The 24,140-nt window shown below is 59.7% G+C and carries 24 protein-coding genes and 2 pseudogenes; 10 read left to right on the forward strand and 16 right to left on the reverse strand.

The window, feature by feature from the left end:
- Positions 1 to 14: 14 nt before the first annotated feature.
- The 11 genes from AB8B33_RS34080 to AB8B33_RS34130 all read right to left on the reverse strand — a co-directional run bounded on the left by AB8B33_RS34080 (position 15) and on the right by AB8B33_RS34130 (position 10,313).
- Positions 15 to 1,082, reverse strand: coding sequence for a substrate-binding domain-containing protein (locus tag AB8B33_RS34080; RefSeq protein ID WP_113320217.1), 1,068 nt, complete (start codon positions 1,080 to 1,082; stop codon positions 15 to 17).
- Positions 1,079 to 2,053, reverse strand: coding sequence for an ABC transporter permease (locus tag AB8B33_RS34085; RefSeq protein ID WP_310380345.1), 975 nt, complete (start codon positions 2,051 to 2,053; stop codon positions 1,079 to 1,081). Before AB8B33_RS34085 ends, AB8B33_RS34080 begins: the two co-directional genes overlap by 4 nt.
- 420 nt (positions 2,054 to 2,473) lie before the next feature.
- Positions 2,474 to 2,758: a YciI family protein gene (locus tag AB8B33_RS34090; protein ID WP_310380343.1), complete on the reverse strand. Its 285-nt coding sequence runs from the start codon at positions 2,756 to 2,758 to the stop codon at positions 2,474 to 2,476.
- Positions 2,759 to 2,955: 197 nt separating this feature from the next.
- On the reverse strand, positions 2,956 to 4,020 hold the full coding sequence (locus AB8B33_RS34095; protein WP_439018761.1) for a maleylacetate reductase: 1,065 nt from the start codon (positions 4,018 to 4,020) through the stop codon (positions 2,956 to 2,958).
- Positions 4,021 to 4,029: 9 nt separating this feature from the next.
- The gene (locus tag AB8B33_RS34100; RefSeq protein WP_439018762.1) at positions 4,030 to 4,911 is read right to left on the reverse strand and encodes an intradiol ring-cleavage dioxygenase; all 882 of its coding nucleotides are present in this window, start codon (positions 4,909 to 4,911) and stop codon (positions 4,030 to 4,032) included.
- A 15-nt stretch (positions 4,912 to 4,926) separates the two neighbouring features.
- Positions 4,927 to 5,985 carry an SDR family oxidoreductase gene (locus AB8B33_RS34105; protein WP_113320222.1) on the reverse strand — a complete coding sequence of 353 codons (1,059 nt, stop codon included), beginning with the start codon at positions 5,983 to 5,985 and terminating at the stop codon, positions 4,927 to 4,929.
- Positions 5,986 to 5,989: 4 nt separating this feature from the next.
- A complete protein-coding gene (locus tag AB8B33_RS34110) occupies positions 5,990 to 6,973 on the reverse strand; it encodes a zinc-dependent alcohol dehydrogenase (RefSeq protein WP_310380336.1) in 984 nt (327 codons plus the stop codon).
- A gap of 10 nt (positions 6,974 to 6,983) precedes the next feature.
- On the reverse strand, positions 6,984 to 7,997 hold the full coding sequence (locus tag AB8B33_RS34115) for a Gfo/Idh/MocA family protein (protein ID WP_310380334.1): 1,014 nt from the start codon (positions 7,995 to 7,997) through the stop codon (positions 6,984 to 6,986).
- Complete coding sequence (locus AB8B33_RS34120; protein ID WP_113320225.1) at positions 7,994 to 8,278, reverse strand: YciI family protein; 285 nt, start codon at positions 8,276 to 8,278, stop codon at positions 7,994 to 7,996. The genes AB8B33_RS34115 and AB8B33_RS34120 overlap by 4 nt, the downstream gene beginning before the upstream one ends.
- Before the next feature lie 67 nt (positions 8,279 to 8,345).
- A complete protein-coding gene (locus AB8B33_RS34125; protein WP_439018763.1) occupies positions 8,346 to 9,434 on the reverse strand; it encodes a 2,3-butanediol dehydrogenase in 1,089 nt (362 codons plus the stop codon).
- Positions 9,435 to 9,524: 90 nt separating this feature from the next.
- Positions 9,525 to 10,313: a glucose 1-dehydrogenase gene (locus AB8B33_RS34130; RefSeq protein ID WP_439018764.1), complete on the reverse strand. Its 789-nt coding sequence runs from the start codon at positions 10,311 to 10,313 to the stop codon at positions 9,525 to 9,527.
- Positions 10,314 to 10,787: 474 nt separating this feature from the next.
- On the opposite strand from AB8B33_RS34130, the gene AB8B33_RS34135 reads away from it, so the two are divergent.
- Together AB8B33_RS34135 and AB8B33_RS34140 are read left to right on the forward strand one after the other, a co-directional pair.
- A complete protein-coding gene (locus tag AB8B33_RS34135; protein WP_439018765.1) occupies positions 10,788 to 11,714 on the forward strand; it encodes an NAD(P)-dependent oxidoreductase in 927 nt (308 codons plus the stop codon).
- Between the two features lie 76 nt (positions 11,715 to 11,790).
- Entirely contained in the window at positions 11,791 to 13,512 is a 1,722-nt protein-coding gene (locus AB8B33_RS34140) for an extracellular solute-binding protein (RefSeq protein ID WP_113320229.1), read from the forward strand.
- Between the two features lie 82 nt (positions 13,513 to 13,594).
- On the opposite strand, the gene AB8B33_RS34145 is transcribed toward AB8B33_RS34140, so the two are convergent.
- The 3 genes and pseudogenes from AB8B33_RS34145 to AB8B33_RS34155 all read right to left on the reverse strand — a co-directional run bounded on the left by AB8B33_RS34145 (position 13,595) and on the right by AB8B33_RS34155 (position 15,174).
- Complete coding sequence (locus AB8B33_RS34145) at positions 13,595 to 14,656, reverse strand: ketopantoate reductase family protein (protein ID WP_439018766.1); 1,062 nt, start codon at positions 14,654 to 14,656, stop codon at positions 13,595 to 13,597.
- 110 nt (positions 14,657 to 14,766) lie between these two features.
- Positions 14,767 to 14,937: pseudogene (locus tag AB8B33_RS34150) on the reverse strand (ketopantoate reductase C-terminal domain-containing protein); the annotation flags it as partial.
- Positions 14,938 to 15,039: 102 nt separating this feature from the next.
- Complete coding sequence (locus tag AB8B33_RS34155) at positions 15,040 to 15,174, reverse strand: hypothetical protein (RefSeq protein ID WP_310380319.1); 135 nt, start codon at positions 15,172 to 15,174, stop codon at positions 15,040 to 15,042.
- A 405-nt stretch (positions 15,175 to 15,579) separates the two neighbouring features.
- Here AB8B33_RS34155 and AB8B33_RS34160 point away from each other — a divergent pair.
- The 3 genes and pseudogenes from AB8B33_RS34160 to AB8B33_RS34170 all read left to right on the forward strand — a co-directional run.
- Positions 15,580 to 16,068, forward strand: a pseudogene (locus AB8B33_RS34160) (transposase); the annotation flags it as partial.
- A 265-nt stretch (positions 16,069 to 16,333) separates the two neighbouring features.
- A complete protein-coding gene (locus AB8B33_RS34165; RefSeq protein WP_439018767.1) occupies positions 16,334 to 16,558 on the forward strand; it encodes an antitoxin MazE family protein in 225 nt (74 codons plus the stop codon).
- On the forward strand, positions 16,555 to 16,878 hold the full coding sequence (locus tag AB8B33_RS34170; protein WP_439018768.1) for a type II toxin-antitoxin system PemK/MazF family toxin: 324 nt from the start codon (positions 16,555 to 16,557) through the stop codon (positions 16,876 to 16,878). Before AB8B33_RS34165 ends, AB8B33_RS34170 begins: the two co-directional genes overlap by 4 nt.
- A 391-nt stretch (positions 16,879 to 17,269) precedes the next feature.
- Here AB8B33_RS34170 and AB8B33_RS34175 read toward each other — a convergent pair whose 3' ends face one another.
- Positions 17,270 to 17,503, reverse strand: a complete 234-nt coding sequence (locus AB8B33_RS34175; protein ID WP_439018769.1) for a hypothetical protein — start codon at positions 17,501 to 17,503, stop codon at positions 17,270 to 17,272.
- Positions 17,500 to 17,988, reverse strand: coding sequence for a CHAT domain-containing protein (locus AB8B33_RS34180; protein WP_439018770.1), 489 nt, complete (start codon positions 17,986 to 17,988; stop codon positions 17,500 to 17,502). Before AB8B33_RS34180 ends, AB8B33_RS34175 begins: the two co-directional genes overlap by 4 nt.
- 359 nt (positions 17,989 to 18,347) lie before the next feature.
- Between AB8B33_RS34180 and AB8B33_RS34185 the strand changes: the two genes are divergently transcribed.
- From AB8B33_RS34185 to AB8B33_RS34205, 5 genes are all read left to right on the forward strand, one after another.
- The gene (locus AB8B33_RS34185) at positions 18,348 to 19,601 is read left to right on the forward strand and encodes an ABC transporter substrate-binding protein (protein ID WP_439018771.1); all 1,254 of its coding nucleotides are present in this window, start codon (positions 18,348 to 18,350) and stop codon (positions 19,599 to 19,601) included.
- A gap of 93 nt (positions 19,602 to 19,694) precedes the next feature.
- On the forward strand, positions 19,695 to 20,594 hold the full coding sequence (locus tag AB8B33_RS34190) for a carbohydrate ABC transporter permease (RefSeq protein WP_439018772.1): 900 nt from the start codon (positions 19,695 to 19,697) through the stop codon (positions 20,592 to 20,594).
- A complete protein-coding gene (locus tag AB8B33_RS34195; protein WP_007812244.1) occupies positions 20,591 to 21,475 on the forward strand; it encodes a carbohydrate ABC transporter permease in 885 nt (294 codons plus the stop codon). The genes AB8B33_RS34190 and AB8B33_RS34195 overlap by 4 nt, the downstream gene beginning before the upstream one ends.
- 29 nt (positions 21,476 to 21,504) lie before the next feature.
- Positions 21,505 to 23,025 carry a DUF5060 domain-containing protein gene (locus AB8B33_RS34200; protein WP_439018773.1) on the forward strand — a complete coding sequence of 507 codons (1,521 nt, stop codon included), beginning with the start codon at positions 21,505 to 21,507 and terminating at the stop codon, positions 23,023 to 23,025.
- A 17-nt stretch (positions 23,026 to 23,042) separates the two neighbouring features.
- Positions 23,043 to 24,113 carry an ABC transporter ATP-binding protein gene (locus AB8B33_RS34205; protein WP_439018774.1) on the forward strand — a complete coding sequence of 357 codons (1,071 nt, stop codon included), beginning with the start codon at positions 23,043 to 23,045 and terminating at the stop codon, positions 24,111 to 24,113.
- The last annotated feature ends 27 nt before the right edge of the window (positions 24,114 to 24,140 follow it).

Below are 24,140 nucleotides of genomic sequence, written 5' to 3' on the forward strand. Positions count from 1 at the left end.
CTGGATGTTTACGATTACTTTCCGACCGCCTTTGCCTGATCCTCGGCTGAAAGTTCGGAGGACAGGTAGATCGCGCCCGGAAGATCCTTGCGGCACTGCACCGCGCTTGGCTTGCCGGATACCGAATCCTCGAAGGCCGGTGCCTTGAAGACCTGTTCGCTCGGCGGCGTGCCGCCGGTGGCAAGCGCGACGGCCCATTGGACCGCGAGCCTGACATTGTCGTTGCCGGTTGCGACCGTGAAGAGCTTGAAGTCCGGATTGCTGTCCTTGTTGTCCTGCCAGAAGCAGCCGAGCGAATTGCCATCAGAGGTAGCAAGCGCCGGGATCGACTTCCCCTGTTTGGCAAAGAGCGGCAGCGCACCGACGAGAGAGGGACCGAAGTCGGAGATGATCACATCGATCTTCTGGTTCTTGGCGATTTCCGCCGTCAGTACCTTCTGTGTCAGCGCCGGATCCCAGTTGGTGACGGCGAAGGGCTCCTGATTGACGAACACATATTCGGGGCCAAGAACCTTCTTGAGGCCCTTGAGTTCATCGAGGCCCTGGCTGTTGCCGGCAGGCCCGGAGAGGAAGAGGAGGTTTCCGCCTTTCGGCAGGACGCTCTTGATCCAGTTGCCCCAGCTTTCGCCATCGTTTTCAAAGGATGCGCCGACGAATTTCGAATAATTCTGGCCATCCTTGCCACCAACGGCGACGCGATAGGGCACGACGACCTTGCCGGATTTGAAGACGCTGGTAATGGCTGGAAGCACGGCCGGGCCTGCATCGCCAAAGACGACAAGCGCATCAAGGCCCTTGGCCGCCATGCTCTTGATGTCGGAGATCGATTTCAACGTGTCGCCCTGACCGTCAGCATATTCGTACTTGGTGATGCTGGGGCAAAGATCCACGGTCTGCTTGCCGGAGGCCGTCGTGACCTGGCGCCAGCTGTTGCCGCCATAACCGTCCAGTAGTCCGAGCGTTGCCTTCTTCGGGCCGCACCAGGATGGGGCCTCGGCCTTGGCGATACCGGTAGTGGCGAATGCAGTGGTCGCGGCCACAACGGAAAGCGCCAGGTATTTCGAGAGAGATGCATGTTTCATGTTTTGTCCTCCACTTTTCTTGTCCCAGTCGTTGTCTTGCGGTTTACCGTCCAGCGGATCGAGTAAACACCGATGCCAAAACCCAGAGCCAAGGCCTGGATGATGGTTTGAGCTGAAAACGGCACCCCGACCGTCAGTGCGAATTGGCTCAATTGGTTGAGGAAAAATGCAGCGATGACCGTCGAGACGGGATAACCTCGCCCACCGAGAAGTGACGTACCGCCGAGAACCACGACAGCGACGGAGGGCAGCAGCAGGCTGTCCCCCTGAAAGGCGGTGGGTTCGCGGGTGATGCCGGCAATCAGTGTGCCGGCCATGCAATAGAGAAGCTGCGCATAAACATAGGCCATCATCTGGTGAATGCGCACGTTCAGGCCGGCAGCTCGTGCGGCAAGAGGATTGGCACCGATCGCCTCGAACCGTCGACCCGCCACCGTTTTCTTGAGCGCGAAGCTCACGAGCGCCATGCCCGCCAGCGCGAAGATGACCGAGTTTGGCAGGCCGAGACTTTCGCCGCCCGCGATCTCGGCCAGAAGGTTGGTGGTGATCGAGGGGACGCCGCCCGACACAGCAAAGACGACTGCGTAAAGCAGCGCATTGGTGCCGATCGTGGTGATGATCGCGTTCACCCTGAAGATGCTGACGAGAAGCCCGTTCAGGGAGCCGGCGACGAGCGAAATGCCAATCGACAGAAGGACTGCCTGATGGAGCAACGCATCGTTCTGCTGCGGAAAGTGGGTTGCGATGACGACGGCAAGCGACACCGCGCCAGGAAGGGAAAGGTCGAAGCCACCCTGCTGCACCACGAGCAACTGACCGAGACCGACAATGGCGATGATTGCCGCAAAGGGCAGGCTTCCCGAAAGCGCGCCCCAGGACAGGCTCGACGGCGCAAAGACCGCGCATACGAGAAGGAGAACGAGCGTCGAGAAGACGACGGTCACGAAGCTTCGTGCCAGCGGTATCGGCAAGATTGTCCCCCTTGGATGCTTGTTGGAAGCAATGGGAAAGGCGTTCGTCATCGAAGTCTGTCTTTCGCGCTGAATGTCATGGCTCCGCCGCCGAACTCCCGGCAAAAACCGGAGGGCCCGTTCGGCAAATGTTCAAGAGAGGAGACCGACGTCAGGTATCCCGTTTCGGAAAAACCCAACTTATCGATGGGCCGGCCTTTGGCGGAGGTCGCAGTCGGCTAGGCCGTCGACGCGCTGACAGTGGGTGGGACGGATTTCGCGATTCCTGGTACTCGACGTGAAATCCGCTGCAAATGCTCCCGGCTTCTGCGAGCCAGTCGCGGATCTCGTCCCAGTTGATTGTACCTGCCGCTTTCATTTTCCCTCCTCCTCAGAAAATCAGCTGCTGCCGGGACACGCGGGCATCCCGATGCGGTCATCTTAGCGATGGCCGCCGATCGTTGGCCGCCACTCGTAGATGGCGACGCTTGCATAGACGTCGTGGAGGACAAAGGGATCCTCCGCGCTGAAGCGATGCATTTCCTCCAGCGAACTGACGTCAGCCACGACAACTCCTCCGCTGCCTTCGCCGAATTCATCCACGATCGGTCCGGACTGGACGATGCCGACCCGACCGGACCGCAGATGGCGCTTGTGGTCCTCGAGATAGGTTTCGCGTTCGGCCGCCCTGCCGGGATTGGATAGTGCGACACGAACTGCAAGCATGACCTCTCCCTCCCTGGTAGCCAAATCGGCCCTCCGTCTCCCGTCCAATTTCGGATATCGGAGACATCGCAATAGTGATGGTAACCGCACTCTGAGCAAAGGAAACAGTGGAATTATCCATTTTGGATTTCCGGATTTCCCTGCCCCCACTACGCAAAACTCCTCGTCGCGTCCAACGCTCCCGGATGGCGGCGAACCTATTTTGCCCGGGGTTCGTCGCCCCGGAAAGCGCGCTCGAGCAGGTCGGTCAGACCTTCCTTTTCCAGAGCACGCGGGTTCCAATAAGCATTCGACATGGCTTGTTCGACGGCAGCTCCGACACTGCCTTGTGGCATGCCGAGCTCCTGCAGAGACATCGTCGCACCGAGCCGCCTCGAAAGATCAAAGAGTGCCTGGGCGGGATCGGCGGCACCAAGCTTGCCGCCGAGCATGTCCATCGCTGCTGGTGCGGCACTGGCATTGTAGGCGATGGCATGCGGCAATACGACGGTATGCATTGCTGCGTGCGGCAGGTTGAACATGCCGCCGAGCGTGTGGCAGAGCTTGTGGTGCAACGCCATTCCGACCGACCCGAGACAAATACCGCAGAGCCAGGCGCCGTAGAGAGCATCCGAACGGGACGTCCTGTCTCCAGGGTTCTGGCTGATCCCGGGCAAGGCGCGAACGATCGCATTGATCCCCTCCAGCGCCATCATCGAAATGATCGGGTTTGCCTCCCGGGCATAGAGTGCCTCGACCGCATGGGCAACCGCATTCATACCGCTCGTGACGGACATTGAAACCGGCAGGCTGAGCGTCAGCTCGACATCGTAGACGATGATTTCCGGAAGAATGCGAGGATCGGATCGCGTCACCTTTCGTCCACCCTCGGTTTCTCCAAGGATCGGCGTTGCCTCCGATCCGGCATAGGTGGTCGGAACAACAATCTGTGCAAGATCGGTACGATAGGCGATCGCCTTGCCGAGACCCGTCGTCGACCCGCCGCCGATCGCGACGAGGCCATCAGCTCGGAGTGCCTCGACCTGTCGCATGGCGTCGGCCGTCACATTGGTCGGCGTATGCATGGTCGCCTTGGAATACATTCCGGCCACGCGCGTACCGAGATGAGCGGCGATATCCTGCGCCTGGCTTTCCTGTTCCGGTGTGGAGAGCACGAGCAGGCGTCTTGCACCGAGCCTATCGGCCTCCTCCGCAAGCCTTGAGATCGTGCCGCTGCCGAAAATGACGCGGCCGGGATTTCCGGTATAGACGAAGTGTTCCATGCCGGCCTCCTAGCGCCCCTGCCCGGTGCGCGTGAGGACGAAATCGAAATCGGAGCGCCACAGCGTGTCGCCGTTCTCGACAGGTTCGAAAGGCGTGACCAGCGTCTTCTTCACCCCGAAAACGGTGTCTGATTGAAGGTAGGGGTCTTTCCCGACGAAAGTGTGCGTCACGAGCTTCTCAAAGCCGTCGGCGCGGACCATGTAGTGCATGTGGGCCGGACGATAGGGATGGCGTCCGAGCGACGCCAGCATCTTGCCGACCGGTCCGTCATCGGGAATGGGATAGGAAACCGGCTTGATGCCGACGAAGCTGTAGGCTCCGTCGGAGCCGGTGATAAAGACACCGCGATTGTTCCACTTCGGCTGGATATCGGGCTGCTGCACGTCGTAATAGCCTTCCGCATTGTCCGACCAGACATCGATGCGGGCGCCCGCAACCGGATTGCCGTCAAGATCGAGCACCTGGCCGGTGAACAGACAGCTTTCGCCCTTGCCGTCGAGGCAGATCTGATCGCCCATACGGCGTACGGGAGCGCCCTCGACATGGAACGGGCCGAAGACGGTGTTTTCGGTCGCCCCTTGTGGCCGCCGGTTGTTAATGGCGTCGACCAGCATGGAAAGACCGAGCGTATCCGAGAGCAGGATGAACTCCTGGCGTTCCTGCGTGCAGATGTGGCCCGTGCGCGTCAGGAAATCGATGCCGAATTCCCATTCCTCCTGCGTGAGCTCGATCTCGCGCGCGAAATTGTGGAGATGCTTCACGAGGGATGCCATGATCTTGGCGAGCCGCGGATTGACGTCCTTGGCCATGCGCGCATTGACGGTCTCGATCGAGTTTTCCTCGGTAAAATATCCCGCCGGCGAAACCGGTGCTGTGACGTCGGCACTCATGCGGTCCTCCTCCAATCAGGGTATGATGCGATCCGCGCGCAGGCGGTCGAAAGCGTCGGTGAAGGACTGGGTCGTGTCCTGATAATCCATGAAGCCGAGCTTGCGGCTGCGGCCCATATCGTTGAAGGTCTCGACCTGCCGACCGAGATCTGCGTCCGAATGCCAGAAGGAGGCGACCCGCGAGAGCGCATTGGGCTGCAGGTCATATTTTCTGACCATTCCGTTCCAGATCTCGTCTGCGCCCGCCATCTGGTTTTCGAGGGGGTCGGGCGCACCGGAATAGGGTGCTGCCTCAATGCCGAAATAGGCGGCGATCCGCGGCCACAACCATTTCCACCGGAAGACCTCGCCGTTGACGACGTTGAACGCGAGATTGGCCGCTTCCTTCGTGGTTGCGGCCCATCGAAGATGCCGGGCAAGCAGGCGCGCATCGGTGACATCGGTCGTCGCCTGCCATTGCTGCGGCGATCCAGGGAAGACGAACGGCCTTCCCGTCTCCTTGCAGATCGATGCGTAGATTGCGAGTGTTGCAGCCATATTCATTGCATTGCCGACGGCATAGCCGATCAGCGTGTGCGGCCGGTGGATCGACCAGGTAAAGCCGTCGCGGGCTGCGGCAGCAAACACCTCATCCTCCTGGACATAGTAGAAATTTTCCCCCGGCAGGCGCTCCTGCTCTTCGCGGAAAGGGGTCTCGGGCTGTGTCTTGGCGTAGGATTCGAACGGCCCGAGATAATGCTTCGTGCCAGTCGTCAACGCGACATGGCCGACACTTGCGCCCTGCAAGCCATCGAGCACATTGCGGACGATCGCCCCGTTCACCTTGCAGTTTTCCGCTTCCGTCTCCTGGCGCGACCAGGCAGTGATGAAGACGTGGCTTGGCCGCAGACCGAGCAGCGCACCACGGACGGAATCCGGATCGACGAGATCGCACTGAAGCGTTTGCACCCCGGCGATCGGGCTGACGGATCGGGACAGGCCCGATACGCCCCAGTCACCCGCGGCAAGCAGGAGTTCGGCTAGGTTGCTTCCGGTAATGCCAGTCGCGCCGACAATCAGGGCATGCTTTGTCATGGGTTCAACCGTTCAACAGTGTGATCTTGATACTCTTGGTCGGATCCTGTCCGAAGGCAAAGGCCTGGACCGCCTCCGTCAGGGCAAAGTCATGCGTCTGGATCGGCGACAGATCGATGCCTGTCCGTTCCAGAAAGCGAATAGCAGCCGGCCATACACCCGGTGAGCCGATGCAACCGCGCACCGTCAGGTTCTTCATCTGAATCTGGCCGATCACGACCGGCACCTTGCGGCCGATATTGATGCCGACCATCGACACACGGCCTTCCTCGCGCGCGTAGTCGAATGCTGCCGCAAGCGAGGCATCGTGACCGGAGGCCTCGATGACGAGATCGGCCCCCTTTCCGCCGGTCAGCTCGCGGATCGTCTCTGCCGCACCGCCGTCAGATGGATCGAGCGCGACGTCTGCGCCGAGCCGCTTTGCGACGTCCCGGCGCGAGGCAAGCGGATCGACGACGATCACGCGCGCGCCCATGCCGATGGCGGCTGCAGCCGACACAAGGCCGATCGTACCGCCACCCGAGATCACGACGGTTTCGCTGGCATTTGTCCCCCCGGAACGAAGGACGGCATAAAAACCGCAGGTAAACGGCTCGATCAGCGCGGCTTTCTTGTCGTCCACGGCGTCCGGCAGCTTATGAAGCCATTCCGGATTGACCGTGAAATACTCGCGGTCAGCGCCGCTGATCGAAAAGCCGAAATGATGTAGGCGCTCAGGCGTGCGCACCACGCATTCGCCGACAACGCGGTCTCCCTTGCTGAAGCCCTGGACGTTGCGTCCGACTTCGACAATTTCGCCGCTCCATTCGTGCCCTGGTGTCACCGGATAGGAGATCGGGATGATGTAGCGGCCGGCAAGCAGTTCATAATCGGAGTGGCAGATCCCAACCGCCTTGGTGTGGACGAGAACCTCGTTCGGCGACAGGTCCGGTATTCCAACCTCGGCGACGACGGGCTTTTCGGGAGCCTCGAAAACCAGAGCTTTCATGTCCTTCTCCTCAGACCTTCTCGAGCGTGCCGCTCTTTGCGGAGCGTACAATCGCTTCCAGCAGAGCGATATTGTTGATCATGTCCTCACCGGTGATCGGATAATGCGCCTCGCCACGGATCGCCCGGGCGAATGCCCTCAGATTGTCACGGACCGGTTCGGCGGGTGGCAGCTCACGAACGGTGATCTTCTCGTTCTTCCAGCCTTCGGTTACCACCCAGCCATCGGGTGCCTCGACATGGGCCCTGTCGCGCACTTCGATCCATCCCTCCGTCCCGAAGACGGCGAAGCGGGAGATGAAGGGCGTGGCGAGCGTTGCCGAGACATAGGCCGTCCCGCCGCCTGAAAAACGGATGTGAGCACTCATCGTATCGCCCTGCGGGATGCTAGACGCGAGATTTTCGCAAACGACGCGCACGTCCGCGGCAGGGCCCATCAGCTTCACCGAGAGGTCGGTCAGATGGATGCCGGTCGCCGTCATGCCGCCTGCTGGCGCCTGATCGGCCTTCAGCCGCCAATTGGAGGGATCGAGTGCCAGAAACTTGTCATGGCTGAAATTCGCCTCGATCTGCAGAAGCCTGCCAAGCTTGCCCGATTTTGCAGCCTCCAGGATTGCAGCGATCGGCGGCTCGAAACGACGCTCGTGGCCCATGCCGAGGACAAGTCCCGCATCGCGACAGAGATCCACCGATGCCTGCGCGCCAGCCTTGGTCAGGTCCAGCGGCTTTTCGCAGAAGACGTGTTTTCCGGCTGCAACGACACGCGCGATCTGTTCCCGGTGCAGCGAATGCGGTGTCGCGAGCACAACGGCTTCGATCGTCGGATCCGCGAGCGCTTCCGCCATGTCATGGGAATATTGCAAGCCCATCTCGGCAGCAAAGGCGGCTGCGTCGGGATTGGGATCGATGCCGCGGACGAAATGCATTTTCGCGCCCCCGGCATTGACGAGGCTCGCCATCTTGCGACCCCACCAGCCGAGACCGACCAGCGCTGCGATGACGGGTTTATCTTCGCGCATGGTCATCGATTGTCCACTCGCTTGTTGAACGGGTGGATGTTGACGGTTTTCCAAACGCCGGCCTTGGTGAAGGGATCGGCCTTGTTGAACGCAACGATTTCTTCCTTGGTATCGGCCTCGAAAACGAAAAGCGAACCGATCATGGTCTCGTTGTCGTCGGCCAGAAGCGGACCGGAGATGACAGTCTTGGTCTTGCCGGTCGACAGATAGGCCTTGTGGGCGTCGTAATTGGCGTGGCGCTTGTCGACAGCGCCCTCGTGATCAAGGCAATGAACAACATAATGCATGTCTAATTCCTTTCGAATTCAGGCAATGGCGTGGTCGTCGAAGGTTTGGCGTTTGGAAATTCCTTGATCAGGCCTTCATGTTGACGAGGATCTTCATGTGGGAGGCGGCCGGATCGATCAGGGCCTCGAAGCCTTCTTCGACCACGTCCTCCGGGGCGATCTGCGCCGTGACGATCTTTTCGACCGGGAAGATTCCCGCTCCGATCATCTGCGCGATGCGCGGCCAGATCTGCACCGGATAGCACCAGGTGGCTTCGACGGTGATGTCCTTGAGCGCCCAGAGCATTGCATCGATTGCCGCCGGCCGGACGTGAAGCCCGACCTGCACGACCGTGCCCTGACGCCGGACGGCCTTGGCGCAAAGATTGAGCGACGCCTCGGCGCCGACGCATTCCAAGGCGACGTCGACACCGACGCCTTCCTCAGTGTGGCTGCGGAACAGCGCTTCGGTATCGGTCTCGCGCGGATCGAAGACAATCGCTTCAGGGACGAGCGTCTTGGCCAGCGCCCTGCGGTTGGGATTGAGTTCCGAGACGAAAATCGTCGTGGCGCCTGCCGCCTTTGTCGCCAGGAGCACGAGGGCGCCGATCGGACCGACACCAGACACCAGCACCGAGCTTCCGGAGGTGACGCGACCGCGATCGACGCCGTAAAGCGCGACGGCAGCAGGCTCGATCATCGCTGCCTGAACATCGGAGACGCTGTCTGGGACCGGAAAGACGTTATAGCCATTGACGACGGCGCGCTCGCCCATTCCGCCCCAGTCCCATGACAGGCCGACGCAGGCCATCTTTTCGCTGAGGTGGAAGAGCCCACGCCGGCCATAATAATCGTCGCGCGGCGAGATCAGCGGCTGGATCGAGACGCGCGAGCCTGGAGCAACATGCGTGACGTTCCTGCCGACCTCCAGCACACGTGCGGAAAATTCATGACCGAGGATCTGCGGCAGCGTGGCGCCGGAATAGACATGGGGGGTGGCCGGGGTGACGATCGGCCCTGCAATATACTCGTGGATATCGGTACCGCAGATGCCGCAAACCAGGGGGTCGATCAGCACCATGTCGTCGCCCAGGCGGCCGCTTGGCGCCGGCACGTCTTCGACGCGAATATCTTTCTTGGAATAGTACCGTACAGCCTTCATCTTCACGCCTTTCATGATGAACTTGTTATTGAGCCGCCGTCGCAGACCGGTCCGATGCCCAAAGCAAGACGCTTTCCGGTCGGTCCTGTCACAGCGCTCGCCCTTTTAGATCAGCACCATGCCGCCATCGACCATGATGGTCTGGCCGGTGACATAGTCGGATGCCTGGGAGGCGAGAAACGTCGTGACGCCGGCGATATCCTTGGGAAGCGATACCCGCCCCAGAAGGATCGATTGGGAAAAATCATTGATCGCCTGTTCCGGCTTTTCCGTCAGGCCGCGCTCGATGAACTCGCGGTCGAGCTGTTCCCACAGCTCGGTTTTGACGACACCCGGGCCGAAGCAGTTGACCGTGATCTTGTGTTCTGCAAGCGCGCGGGCAGCCGCCTGCGTGATCGCAACAACCGCGAATTTGGAAGCGCAATAATGGGCAAACAACGGGTAGCCCTGCTTTCCGGCGATCGAGGCAGTGTTGACGATCTTGCCACCATCGCCCTGAGCGATCATTTGCCGTGCCGCCTCCTGGGTTCCGATCAGAACGCCGCGGCCATTGATCGCCATGATCCTGTCGAAATCCTCATCCGTCACCTCCATGAAGGGGCAGGTCTGACTGATGCCGGCATTATTGAACATGACGTCGAGGCGGCCGAAACGAGATACGGTTTCGTCGATCAGCGCCCTGACGCTGGAACGGCTCGAGACATCGACGGCAATTGCAACCGCGCTGCCGCCCGCAGAGGAAATTTTTGATGCGGTTTGCTGCGCGCTATCAAGATTGAGATCTGCAATCACCACGCGCGCTCCATTTTTGGCAAGATCGGCGGCAATGCCCGCGCCAATACCGCGCGCCGCGCCGGTTACGATGACGACCTTATTGTTGACCGATCCACTCATGGCATTCCCTCCCAATAGAACTCCCGTCGCAGCTGAGACCGTCAGACGTGACGGACAGGGCGAATGCGACAGGTCGCGGTGCGATGGGATCCGACCGGGACGGCAGGCCGCCTCATCTGATCCACCCCTCCCCTGAACTGTCCGAACCGCTGACGACGCGGGATCAGGCGCGGAAGCGCTGGCTTCCGCGTCATCTCCAACATGTTGACGGCAATATTCCTCCCACAGGAACCGCCGTGCGATCCGAAGCGAAGGCTAGAGGATCAACCTGCGCTTCGACAAATCCTTAATTGTCCGAAATGGATATTTTCAATGCAGCAATAGGTCTTCGGCTGACGCTAGTATTTCTTCGGGAGGAGACGGCGCTTGCGCCGAGTTGAGGCATGTTTTCGCCCGGTTCGCTGGCGCTCCTTCGACATAGAGCTGCATCGAGAATTCCGGTTGGCGAACGCCTCCGGGGAAGGAAGGTTTTGCATGAGCGAGACGTTGAAAGTGGGATGGGCCGGAATCGGCAAGATGGGCGCGCCGATGAGCCGGCGCGTCCTCGAGAACGGATATGCCTTGTCCGTCTATGAGCCACTTCCGGAAAACCGTGCTTCCGTCGTTGCGCAGGGCGCGAACGTCGCCCACAGCCTGGAGGATCTGGTCGAGGCATCCGACATAGTGATCCTGACCATTCCGAATGACGAGGTGCTGCGTCAGCTCACACTTGCACCCTCCACGCTTGTCGAACTGCTCAAGCCCGGCCAGATCCTGGTGGAGATGAGCACCGTTTCGCCAGAACTTTCGGCCGAAGTTGCAGAAGCCCTTCACCGCAAGGGCGTCGACTATGTGCGTGCGCCCGTTTCGGGCAGTACGATCACCGCATCCTCGGGTCTGCTCTCGGTCATGGTCTCTGGTCCCGAACAGGCATATAAAAAGGTCGAGCCCGTTCTGGCGAGCTTTTCAGCGAAACGGTTCTATCTCGGCGAAGGCGAGCAGGCACGCTATCTGAAACTCGTGCTGAATGCGCTCGTCGGCGCAACGGCAGCCCTTCTTGGGGAGGCATTGACGCTTGGATTAAAGGGAAATCTGACCGTCGAGACCATGCTCAACGTCATCTGCGAGAGCGCTGTCTCGTCACCGCTGATCGCCTACAAGCGCGACCTGCTGGTCAACCGCAATTTCGATCCCGCGTTTTCCGTCTCACAGATGATGAAAGACTTCGACCTGATCCTTGGGGCGGCAAAATCCGATCATGTTCCGATGTATCTCGCCTCGATGATCCGCCAGCAGTACGAGGCAGCCTTCGCCGATGGTCTTGCCGAAAAGGACTTCTTCGTGCTCTTCGAACAATATGAGCGCCTTGCTGGCCTGGGCCGGGAAAAGGCTGCTGCTTCGCACGCCCTCAAGGCCATTTAGCGCATTGACGGGGCTGGCGAGCGGAAGAGTTGCCGGCTAGTCTGATTGCAGGCAGCGCGACGGTTGGGAGGCCGACGTGAACGAATATGAAATGCTGCGCGTCATCGATTTCATCGAGAAAACGCGCCGCCCCTTCAGAGAGGTCGTCGAAGCGGCCGATGATGATGCGATCTGGCTTATCGTCACGTTCCTGATCAAGTCGCATATTCTGAGCCAGCCTGTCTCGATCTCGACGCTCGGGCAGGAATCCGGTCTTCCCTATGCAACCTCGATGCGATTGATCAATCGCCTCATCGATGCCGGTTACATTCTCAAGGTCGCCAAGGGACAGACAGGCAAGAGCTTCGCGCTGCAGCCGAGCGAACAATTGCTTCGCTCCTTCGAGCTTTATGCCCGCAAGACGAAATCCCTGCTCGCCCAGACATTGGGGCTGCGGGCAGGCGAGGAGGAGGATGAGTATTATTTCGGGGGAACCCCGCTCGGTTCGCAAATCATCCCGCCGATGCGGCTGGTGCAGAAGCGCGCGGAATCGCAGATCGAGCTTCGTTTTCTCCTGAACGACGACAATTATTTCTCCGCAATGCGCAACATGTGGGCCGACTTCCGCAGCAACCTCGCTTCGCGCAAGAATTTCGACCTTCTGCCGCTTCCCGACCTTTATCGACGCGCGCGCGAAAATGGCGCCAAGCGGCTTTCCGATTACGACGTCATCGCCATCAACATGCCCTGGCTCGGCGAATTCGCCGAGAGCGGCGTTATCAGGCCGATCGACCAATATATCCAGAAGACGGGCATCAACCCGCTCGATTTCCATCCCTCCATCTGGTCTTCAGCGACCTGGGAAGGGCGTGACTATGGCGTTCCCGGCTATTGCACCATCGAGGTCCTTGCAGCGAGAAAGGACCTGTTTGCCGATGCGAGCCTGTCGTTCCCGAAGACATTCGATGATGTGATCAATGCCGGTCGCAAATTTCACGCTCCCGATGAGGGAATGTTCGGCGCGGTCTGGGATGGTGCGCGCGGCATGCCGATCGCCTCGAGCTTCCTGTTTTTCATGGGCGCCTGCGGTCAACCGGCGATTTCGCTGCGCAAGATCCGCGCGGGCTTCACGCTTGAGGGCGTCAACCTCGAAGAATTGAGCTGCACGATTCTGTCCGACGCTGGTTTTGCGGCGCTTGACTATATGCGCAGGCTGCTCGAAATCTCTCCGCCCAAGATCCTTGAAATGGCTTGGGACCAGACGCTCGCAGTGTTTCTCAAAGGAAAAGCAAGTCTCGGCTATTTCTGGACCATGCGCGCGGCTCGCTTCGAATATGACGTCCAGTCGGTCGTCAAGCGCAGGGTCGAATATCTGCCTCAGCCCTCTGGCCCGGGCGGCACGCGCGCCTCGCCGATCGGGGGCTTTCTCTTCTGCATTCCGACAAATCTGCCCGAGGAACGAGTGGAACTGGCCGCCGATGCAATCGCCTGGATGGCATCGAGAGAAGCAATGAAAGCGCATGTGAAAAACGGATTTCCGGTCGCGCCGCGCTTTTCCGTCAGTGCCGATCCGGAGGCTGCCGCAAGTTCGCCGATCGTGCGTTTCGTGGACCAGCTCGCCAAGAAGAACCTTCTGCAGACCTGGCAGCGCCCAAAGATCCCACAATATACGACGATCGAGAAGGTCCTCGGCGAAGAGATCCACGAGGCATTGCTCGGCAATAAGACGCCGCGGCTTGCCCTTGAGCACGCCGCCGCTCAAATTGAAGAAAGCCTCAAATCCACGCAGAGGAGCTGGACACGGCAAAGCACGGTCTAGCCAATCAAAATGCACCGGCGATGAACGACGACGGGTGGCCGTGGATATTTACCACGGCCCCAAAAAGCCGCCTGTTCTTGTCCTAGCTGTGTGCCATCACGGCCTGGTATGCCTCGATCAGTAGTGCTGCATTCTCCGGGCGCGCATCGATCTGACCGGCTTCGATATCAAAAGCCACGTCCATGACCCGTTGATTGACCGGGGCTTCCTGTCCGTGCACGCGCAGTATATCGACAACCCAGCCATTGACCTCCCCAACTTCCGCTCGGCGCCCCTTGCGCCAATCCTGCAGCGACGTCGTCAATGTGTCGGCCTGTGAAAAGGTCTTCAGCACTTCCTCGAAGATCTGATCGACATAACGTTCCGGATGATTGGTGGTCACCGGCGGCATGCCGATGATCGGAACGATTTTGGCTCCGTCGGCGAGTGCTGCCCGCATCGCCTCATATCCGGCGGCCCGCATGACCTCGAGCATGCCCGGTGCGCGCGCTGCATCGGCGAGCGGCAGATTGATGATGGCCGACGGAATAAGTTCGGCGGCATTGACGACAAGCTTCATCCACTTGGCGGAACGAATGTCGTCCATCACTTCGACCGTGCCGGAATTGCGCAGCAGATCGGCGACTGCTTCCACGCGATCCTGCGTCTTCGGATCGAGCGCGCCGAGCGCAAACCAGGACGTGTCATGATCGTTCTGCCGGTTGGTGACGCCGGCCACGAACATATTGGAGGCGATTTCGATGACGGCGCCGATCGTCCGCTCGCGGCCGACCACGTCGGCAATATCCTCATGCGTCATGCCGTTCTGGAGACCGACGACCAGCCCATCAGGCGCCAGACATGGCTCGATCAGCTGGCATGCCCATTTGGTGTCGTAGGCTTTTACCACGAGGAACACGACATCGAAGGGTTCCTTGATTTCGGCGACCTGACACAGGTGTAAAGCCGGGACCTTCGCATTGATGGTGCGTTTCGGCAGGTTCACCGTGATGCCCTTTTCACGGATCGCCATCACATGCTCCGGCCATTGCTCGATGAAGGTGACGTCAAGGCCTGCCAAGGCGAAATCCGCCCCGATGGACGCGCCTTGCGCGCCTGTTCCAACAAATGCAATCCGCGGACCGCGCGTCTCATCCCAACCCATGAACTTCTCCTCTCATACTGTTGCTCCGGCCGGTAACGGCCATTCATGCCTCGATAAGGGTGGCGTTTGACGGTTGCGCCGAAAGGCTGCCGCGCTCCGATGGCGCGGGCGATCTCGACGATCCGTTGATTGACAGGCGCGCTCTGGCCCGCCCTTTTCAAGGTTTCGACCACGTGACCCCTGAGATCGAGGACCTCCGCGCGCCGTCCCTTGCGCCAATCCTGGAGAGCGGTCGTCAGCGTATCCGACATCATCAGCAACCTCCCCTGTCGATGATCCATCACGCCACTCGATTAGAGGCCGATGTCCGTGGATACGCCGAAATCCTCCCGAGATTTCGTGAGAGATCGTAGGAAAAATCTCCAAAATGTGAAACGACGCAATTATCCATTCTGGATGCCGGGCGTCGTCCAATCACGCAGCCCGACCTCCGAGCCGGGCGAGATCGTCCGGGCCATGACTGGCTGGTGCAGCCTCGCGGCGATGGACGCCTCAAAGTCCGTCATGTCGAGACGCATGGCAACCCGCCTTCGACCGAACGAAGATCTGCTCGACTTGCCCGGTCCTACACAACCTATGAAGGCATGTAGAGGCGCTAGAGCTACGGCCACACGTTGCTGAAGCGCTCACTAAAAGTGACCGCGACCAAAACTGAAGCGTTTCCGCGATTGCTTGGTAGCTAATGCGTAGCGGCGATCAAGGTCCGATTCTCTCTCAGTCAGGATTAGACTAGCGCCCGCCACGAAGGGAGGGCGTAGTCCAACCGTAGTCACACCCGGCTTGGAGCAGATTTTCGGCGTCTCTCAATCGCGGTCGGTCCGATATTTTCGGTTTTCTAAATTGAGGAACCCGTTTGTGCCCGGTCGCGGCGATGACTGCGGACCTCTGGATTTTGAAACTGTAGCCGCGGACTTTTGCGTTCAGCCGCCGTGTCCAAGGTCCTTTCCGCTGCCTGGCAAAGATGCAGGGTTCACTTCATGCGCAATGCGCTGGCGCATGCCGGCAAGAGCGGGCGACGCGTGGTCTCAGCGTTCATTGCAACCGCTTTTGCCCAGGACACGCCGGAAGCTGCCAGCCAACAGTGGCGCAACGTCGCCGATCAGATCAGGCCGAAGGTGCCGAAACTCGCCGGCCTCATGGATAGCGCCGAGGAAGATGTCCTCGCCTATCTGACCTTTCCCAAGCAGCACTGGACCAAGCTTCACAGCACGAACCCCATTGAACGGCTGAACGGCGAGATCAAGCGAAGGACAGAGGTCGTCGGCATCTTTCCCAACGACGATGCCATCGTCAGACTCGTCGGCGCTTTGTTGCTGGAGCAAAATGACGAGTGGGCTGTTCAGCGCTCGCGATACATGACACTGGAAACCATCGCTACAATGAGCGATGATCCGCTTATCAACTTGCCCGCTCAAGTTGACCCGTTCCCGGCTCCGCCCGGGAAGCTCGACGATCGAACGAGCTACACCACTCCCAGGGACATCATCGCTGGTCGCTGGTGCTGGTCGCGAACACCCTGCTGACGGTCGTATATTCTCTAGTCGAATCGTTGCCTCGGTAAAAGCTTGTTCGTTTCCCCATGAGCCGAGGAAAGCTGGCGCTTCTCTTCTCCGGCCACGTTGACATGACAGCAGCTGGTTCTTATGTTACATGTAACAACGTCAAGGGAGTTTCCTCATGGCCACCTCTGTCAACGAAAGAGTTCAAAAGCGTCGTGAAACATTGCGGGCTGCCGGCCTGCGACCGGTGCAGATATGGGTCCCCGATACTCGCCGCCCCGGTTTTGCCGCCGAATGCCATCGTCAGTCCGTTCAGTCAGCCCTTGCCGATGCTGGCGACCGTGATTTGCAAGATTTCCTCGATGCCGCTCTCGGCGACCTGGACTCCGAAGGTGAAGCGTGAGGCGTGGTGACATCGTCACCGTCGTAATCAGCGGCGATTTCGGCAAGCCTCGTCCGGCACTTGTCATCCAGGCCGATCAGTTCGACGCCACAGGCACGGTCAGTGTGCTGCTGATTTCCAGTACACTCATCGACGCGCCGCTCATTCGGCCAACAATTCAGCCAACCGCGCAAAGCGGATTGCGGAAAGCCTCGCAAGTGATGGTGGACAAAGCCATGTCCGTGAAACGCGAAAGAATTGGTACGATGATTGGTCGCCTGGAAGATGATGCTCTCCTAGCAGTCACCCGGTCCCTCGCCGTTTTTTTGGGTATCGCGTAATTACGAATTTATGCCTACGTCAGATTCCTGTGTACTTCGACGTTTCAGTGACCACGAGGTTCAAGTATCGATAGTGGTTGATTTGAAGGACCGGCGGCCGGAAATGCCATCCCAGTCAGTCTTATCTCTTCGCCTTACTCGCTCCGGAAAACAGTCCAAGAAATGCCTTTACCGGCTCACTGAAATCGGCATATCCGGCCTCAGTGTTGATTTCTTCGAACGTTCCGTCCTTGCGCTGCCTGATGGTCCATTTCACATTCGTCGGTTTGTTCGGGCCGAAGGTGTAGATCGCTTAGAGGGCGATGAGTGTCACCGCGCCAATCTCCAACATCGGCATCTGGCGATCCGCGTGCGCGATCGCCTCGGAAATCAGTTGCTCGGTCTCCGGTTGCTACGCAGCGTGCGCAATCCACAGCAACGCAATTTCATTGAGGAGTTCTGGATGTTTGCGAAGCCTTTCGAGGGCCTCATCCACGTCTGCCTCGTCATCGACCACCGCTTTCAAATTCGACATCATCTCATCAGGCGATAGGTCGCCCGATGCTTCGAAGACGGTCGTATCCAGGACCTGAAGGATCGTCTCGGGCGTCGCACCCTTCTTGTTGAGATCATCTGCAATGCTCATTCCCAGGCTCCCTCGATGACAAAAGAATGGGCTTGCCATGCCGGCACTCCCCGGTTGATCGCGGCGGCGACGGCAGAGCTCATCGCCTTGTTCAGCGGTTGCCCGGCCACGAAGCCCGCTATCGCTTCGTCGAGGATGGGCAATGCCAGCTCTGCGTCAATTTTCCAGCGCGGCGCTACGACAGCGCTCGTGCCGACACGGCTCAGGAGCGTTGCGAAGCTCGTCCGTTCGTCCAGGCCGCCGATGGAGACGATACCCGACGAACAAGCCCCGAGAAATACCGTTCGAGCTGCTTTCGTCTTGTTCTTAAGCGCGGCACGGCCAAATCGATGTCCGCGGTTGGCGGCGACTAGAGCCGACATGGTGTAGCCTGGCGGCGGGTTGCCGTCGTGGTCAATGATGAGCGCGGCTTCACGATCGTCTTTCCAGACTTGCTCATGGCAGAGCACCTTCAAAACGTCGGTCGGAGCGAGCATGTCGCTCAACGCCGCACGCGTTTATCGATAGCTTGTCACTTGAGCCGATATCATTTCCATCTTGTTCAGTGCGGCAAAGAATGCTTCATCAGAGGCGATGGGGCAATCTCCTCATTGGTCAGCGCAACGAGCATCGAGCTACCGTGCACACACGAGGCTGGACGCCGAAGCTAGAAGGCGCCAGGTTTTCCAACCCGAAATAACCATTCCAACAAACGGATCCTCCCGGCCGCGGCCGCCTCCCCCAGGGCCTCAACGAAACTGGCATCGATCATAAGACGCCCATTCCTATGGTTAGCTCATCATACCAGTTGACATGTCAATGAGCATCCGGCAAGAAAGGCTCCAGCTTACAAGAGGAGGACGTAATGCTGACGCTTTCTGCAAAATTGAAGTCTTCATGCATGGCCGCCATCGCAATTGCGGCTGTTGCGGTCACCCCCGTCAAGGCCGAGGACATCACGCTCTGGACGCTGAACTTCGACAATAATGCCGCCAACGTGGCGTTGAAGAAGGTTGCGAGCGATTTCGAAGCGGCAAACCCGGGAACCCATATCGAGATCGTCCAGCGCGCCGTCGACGAGCACAAGACGGCGCTGCGCGTCGCTGCCGGTTCCAACCGCGGCCCGGACATCTATTTCAGCTGGGCAGGCCTTGGCCTCGGCGGCGAATATGTGAAGGCCGGCCTGTCGCTGCCGCTCGACAAGTACTACACCGAATACAAGTGGAACGACGAGCTGCTTCCCTCTGCGGCGGCCTTTGCCGATCTTTATCCGGGCGGCAAGCACGGCACCCCTTTCACCTTCAAGGGTGAGGCCGTCTATTACAACAGGAAGCTCTTCCAGCAGGCCGGCATCACCGAAGAGCCGAAGACCTATGACGAGCTTCTGGCCACAGCCGACAAGCTGAAGGCAGCCGGCATTCCGGGCTTCACCTTCGGCGGCACCGTCAACTGGCACGTCATGCGCCTGATGGATGTGATCCTGGAAACCAAGTGCGGTGCTGAAAAGCACGACCAGCTGAAGCTGATGAAGCTCGACTGGTCGAAGGAGCCCTGCGCGACCGACGCGTTCACCGAATTCGCCAAGTGGACGAAGGACTATACGCTGCAGCCTTTCATGGGCATCGACAACAAGCAGTCCTATAGTCTCTTCACCGCCGGTCGCGCGGCGATGATGCTGGAAGGCGACTGGCTGGTCGGCCAGCTGTCCGGCAGCGGCGTCAATCTCGACGATTACGGGATCTTCCCCTTCCCGACCAACACCAACCGTCTCTACGGTTTCGCCGAGTACAACTACATCAGCACCAAGACCAAGAACCCGGACATGGCTGCGAAATTCATCGACTATTTCCTGTCGACGAAAGTGCAGCAGGATCTCGTCGGCCAGATCAGCTCGATCTCGGTCAACAAGAATGTCCAGTACACCAACCAGAAGCCTCTGGAAGCCGAGTGGTTGGATATCTTCAAGACCTATAGCAAGATCTACATGAACGGCGACCAGGCCTTCCCGCTTGACGTGACGACGGAATATTTCCGCGTCATCAACGATGTCGCCTCCGGCAGCATCGAGCCGGCAGCAGCAGCCAAGCAGATGCAGGCCTTCATCGCCGGTAGAACCTAACTCCTCCCGAGACGCCGGCTGGCCGACACAATGTCGGTCGGCTGGCGCCGCATTCGCAAGACCGGCAGGGCCGTGCCCTGCCCGGAGGTGAGCATGTCATTGCGCCAAACAACTCATGATCCACGCATGCAGGCCTTCATCCTGCTCGTCCCGGCTCTGGCCATCTACGCGATCTTCGCGCTCTACCCGATGCTGAACGTGGTTATTATCAGCTTCCAGAAGTGGAACGGGCTCGATCCGCAACGGCCTTTCGTCGGCCTCGCGAATTATACGGCGATCTTCACGCGCGATCCGGTCTTCTGGGTTGCTTTCCGCAATACCGTGATCTGGACGCTGATGAGCCTGATCTTCCCGCCGCTGGTCGGGCTGCTCTTGGCGCTCAGCCTCAATCAGAAGATTTTCGGCCGCAACAGCCTGCGCGCCATCTTCTACCTGCCCGTCATCATTGCGCCGATCGCCGTCGCCACCATGTGGAAGTGGATGTACGATCCCTTCTTCGGCCTGTTCAGCCAGATGCTGACCTCCTGGGGCATGCAGACCTGGATCAAGGACTGGCTCGGCAACAAGGATATCGCGCTTTATTCCGTCTTCATCGCCTATCTCTGGCAAACCGTCGGCTTCTCGATGGTGCTGTTCCTCGCAGGTCTTCAGAACGTCTCGCAGACGCTGGTGGAAGCCGCCCGCATCGATGGCGCCGGCCGCTGGGCCGTCTTCAAGCATGTTACGCTGCCGGCATTGCGGCCCACCATTACCATCGTTCTGGTTCTCTCCATCATCTCGTCGCTGAAGGCCTTCGATATCGTCTATGGCCTGACTGGCGGTGGTCCCGCCCAGTCGACCCAGATGCTGGCACTTTGGGCCTTCACCCAGGCCATGCAGATATTCGATTTCGGCCGCGGTGCTGCGATCTCGGTGGTGCTGCTTTTAATCACCATGGCGATCGTCATCCCCTATCTGCGCTGGACGCAAAAGCATGAGGAGGTCGAATTGTGACAGTTCTCGGAGCGCAAGCCGATGATCTCGACATCGATACCAAGCCCCTTCGCCTGAAGCGCGATCCCATCCTCATCGGCTTGTGGATCGCCCTCATCCTTGTCGCGCTGATCTGGGTAGCACCCTTCGTCTTCATCGTCTTCACCTCACTGAAGACACCGGCCGCAGTCACCAGCACCGGCGCCTTCATGCCGCCGACCGAACTCGCCTTTCAAAACTACGCCGACGCCTGGAGCCGCGGCAATTTTGCCAGCTCCTTCTTCAACAGCGTCATCATCACGGTCATCAAAGTGCCGCTCGGCCTCGCGCTGTCGGCAATGGCCGCCTACGCGCTTGCCAAGATCAAGCTGAAGATCAGCAAGGCGCTCCTGCTGCTCGTCGTTTTCGGCACGATGATCCCTTTCCAGGTGATGCTCGCACCGCTCTTCACGCTGGTGAATTCCTTCGGGCTCATCGACACCTATCCGGGCGTCATCCTGCCCTATATCGCCTTCGGCGTTCCCTATCAGGTCTTCATCCTGCACGGCTTCTTCAAGGGCATTCCGAAGGAGCTGTCGGAGGCAGCCCTCATCGATGGCGCGACGCATTTCACCATTTTCCGGCGGATCTTCCTGCCCGTCTGCCTGCCGGTTCTCGCCGCATTGCTGATCCTCGACTTCGTCTCCACCTGGAACGAATTCGCCATGGCACTCGTCCTTTTGCAGGACCAGCACATGTGGACCCTGCCGCTCGGCCTCATGTCGTTCCAGGGTCAGTTTTCCAGCAATTACGGCCAGCTCAACGCCGCGATCGTCATGACCGTGCTACCGGCGACGATCGTCTATCTCATGTTCCAGCGCTACTTCGTGTCCGGACTGACCTCCGGAGCCGTCAAGGGCTGACCGAAATCTTGTTTACGAGGAGAGACAGAATGTCCGATGCAGCAGTCGAAAAATGGGGCGTGTTCGAAGCGGCCTTTGCCGGCCCGTCCGAAGGCAATCCCTATCTCGACGTGGCATTCGATGCCGTGTTCACGCACAAGAGCCGCGAGGTCCGCGTGCCGGGCTTTTATGATGGAAACGGCACCTACCGCATCCGCTTCATGCCCGACGTCGGGGGCGAATGGTCCTTCAAGACGCGCTCAAAGACGGCTGCACTCGACGGCAAGACGGGTTCGTTTACAGCAGCCGCGCCGTCGGCAGGCAATCATGGACCGGTGCGGGTGCGCAACAAGTTCCATTTCGGCTATGCCGACGGAACGCCCTTCTTCTCCTTCGGCACGACCTGCTATGCCTGGACGCATCAGCCGCTGGAGATGCAGAACCAGACACTGGAGACGCTGAAGAAAACCCGCTTCAACAAGATCCGCATGGGCGTCTTCCCGAAGGACTATCCCTATAATACCAATGAGCCGCTACATGCCTGCTTCGAAAAAGGCGCTGACGGCAGGCTAGATTTCGACCGGCCGAACCCTGCCCTCTTCCAGCATTTCGACCGGCAGGTGGCAGCCCTTTGCGCGCTCGGCATCGAGGCCGATATCATCATCTTTCACCCCTATGACCGCTGGGGTTATGCCGACATGTCGGCCGAGCAGGATTTCCGCTATGTCGCCTATCTCGCGGCGCGGCTTTCTGCTTACCGGAATGTCTGGTGGTCGCTTGCCAATGAATATGACTTCCTGATTGATACCAAGCCAATGGAGCAGTGGGACCGCTACTTCCATATCCTCGAAGAAAACGATCCCTACCAACACCTGCGCTCGATCCATAATGGCGACGTGACGGCGAATTTCGACCATCGCAAGCCCTGGGTCACCCATACCTGCATCCAGAACCCCGACGTCAAGCGCACGCAGGAATGGCGCAACGCCTATGGCAAGCCGGTCGTCAACGACGAGCCGGAATACGAGGGCGATATCCTGCAGTCCTGGGGCAATCTCTCCGCTCGGGAACTGGTGCATCGCTACTGGATCACCATGGCGCGCGGCGGTTATGCCGGCCACGGCGAGACCTATTCGCATCCCGAGGACCTGATCTGGTGGGCCAAGGGCGGCGAGTTGCGTGGCGAGGCCTGGAAGCGCATCGGTTTCCTGCGCGATCTGCTCGAGGCGGATGTGAAGCACGGGCTGGAGCCGCTCGGCATTATCGGTGAATGGCCCTGGTCGCGTGTCTCGGGTGCGCGGGACGGCGACGATAATTTCCGGCTGATCTATCTCGGCGAGCACCAGCCGGTCATCTGGTCATCGGGTCTGCCGCTCGACGACGACAATTACGATGTCGATATCATCGATACCTGGGAGATGACGATCACACCGGCCGAGAAGGTCGCCGCACCCATCCCGCATCCCACCCGTCATGGCGCGATCGTGCGCGGCGGCAAGCCGGATGCTGCTTTCGGCGTCAAGCTTCCCCGCAAGCCGCATCAGGCGCTGCGCGTGCGCAGGAAGCGCTAAGGATAGAAGGAGCCCCCATGTCCGGATTGAGCATCAACAAAGTCAAGAAGTCCTTCGGTTCGGTCGACATCATCCACGGCATCGATGTCGAGATTGCCGATGGCGAGTTCGTCATCCTCGTCGGCCCGTCCGGCTGCGGCAAGTCCACGCTCTTGCGCATGATCGCTGGTCTTGAGGAGATCAGCGCCGGCAAGATCAGCATCGACGGGCGCGTCGTCAACAACCTGCAGCCGAAGGACCGGGATATCGCCATGGTCTTTCAGAACTACGCGCTCTATCCGCAGATGACGGTCGCCCAGAACATGGGCTTTGCGCTGGAACTGGCCGGCGCCAAACGGCCGGAGATCGACAAAAAGGTGGCGGAGGCTGCCGCGATCCTCGGCCTGCAGCCGCTGCTCGAACGCAAGCCGGCGCAGCTTTCGGGCGGCCAGCGCCAGCGCGTCGCCATGGGCCGTGCCATCGTTCGCGATCCGAAGGTCTTCCTCTTCGACGAGCCGCTGTCGAACCTCGACGCCAAACTGCGCGTCAAGATGCGGGCCGAGATCAAGGCGCTGCACCAGCGCCTGAAGACGACGATCGTCTATGTCACGCATGACCAGATCGAGGCCATGACCATGGCCGACAAGATCGTCGTGCTGCAGGGCGGCCACGTCGAACAGATCGGCAGTCCGCTCGAACTCTACGACCGGCCGCGCAACATCTTCGTCGCCGGTTTCCTCGGCTCACCGGCGATGAATTTCCTCGAGGGCACGCTTGAGAACTCCGGTAGCCCGAGCCTCGCTCTTCCCGGCGGCGCGCGCGTCAAACTCTCGCAAGCGCCGGAGAATTCCGCTGGCAAGTCGCTGACGCTCGGCATCCGTCCGGAGGATATTTCGCTCGCTGGCGATGAGGGCATCGAAGCGGTCGTGAAGGTCATCGAGCCGACCGGTTCGGAAACCCATGTCGCCGTCGAGGTCGAGGGCAAGGAACTCACCTGGGTTGTGCGCGAACGCGTGAGCCTTGCACCCGAACAACGGATCAAACTGTCCTTTGCGACCCCGAAAGTGCACTTCTTCGACCGGCAGACACAGAACCGGCTCGACGCTTGACGCAAGACATATCGATGAGCCGGGCGG

Source organism: Rhizobium sp. 768_B6_N1_8 (assembly GCF_051811225.1).
Classification (GTDB): domain Bacteria; phylum Pseudomonadota; class Alphaproteobacteria; order Rhizobiales; family Rhizobiaceae; genus Rhizobium.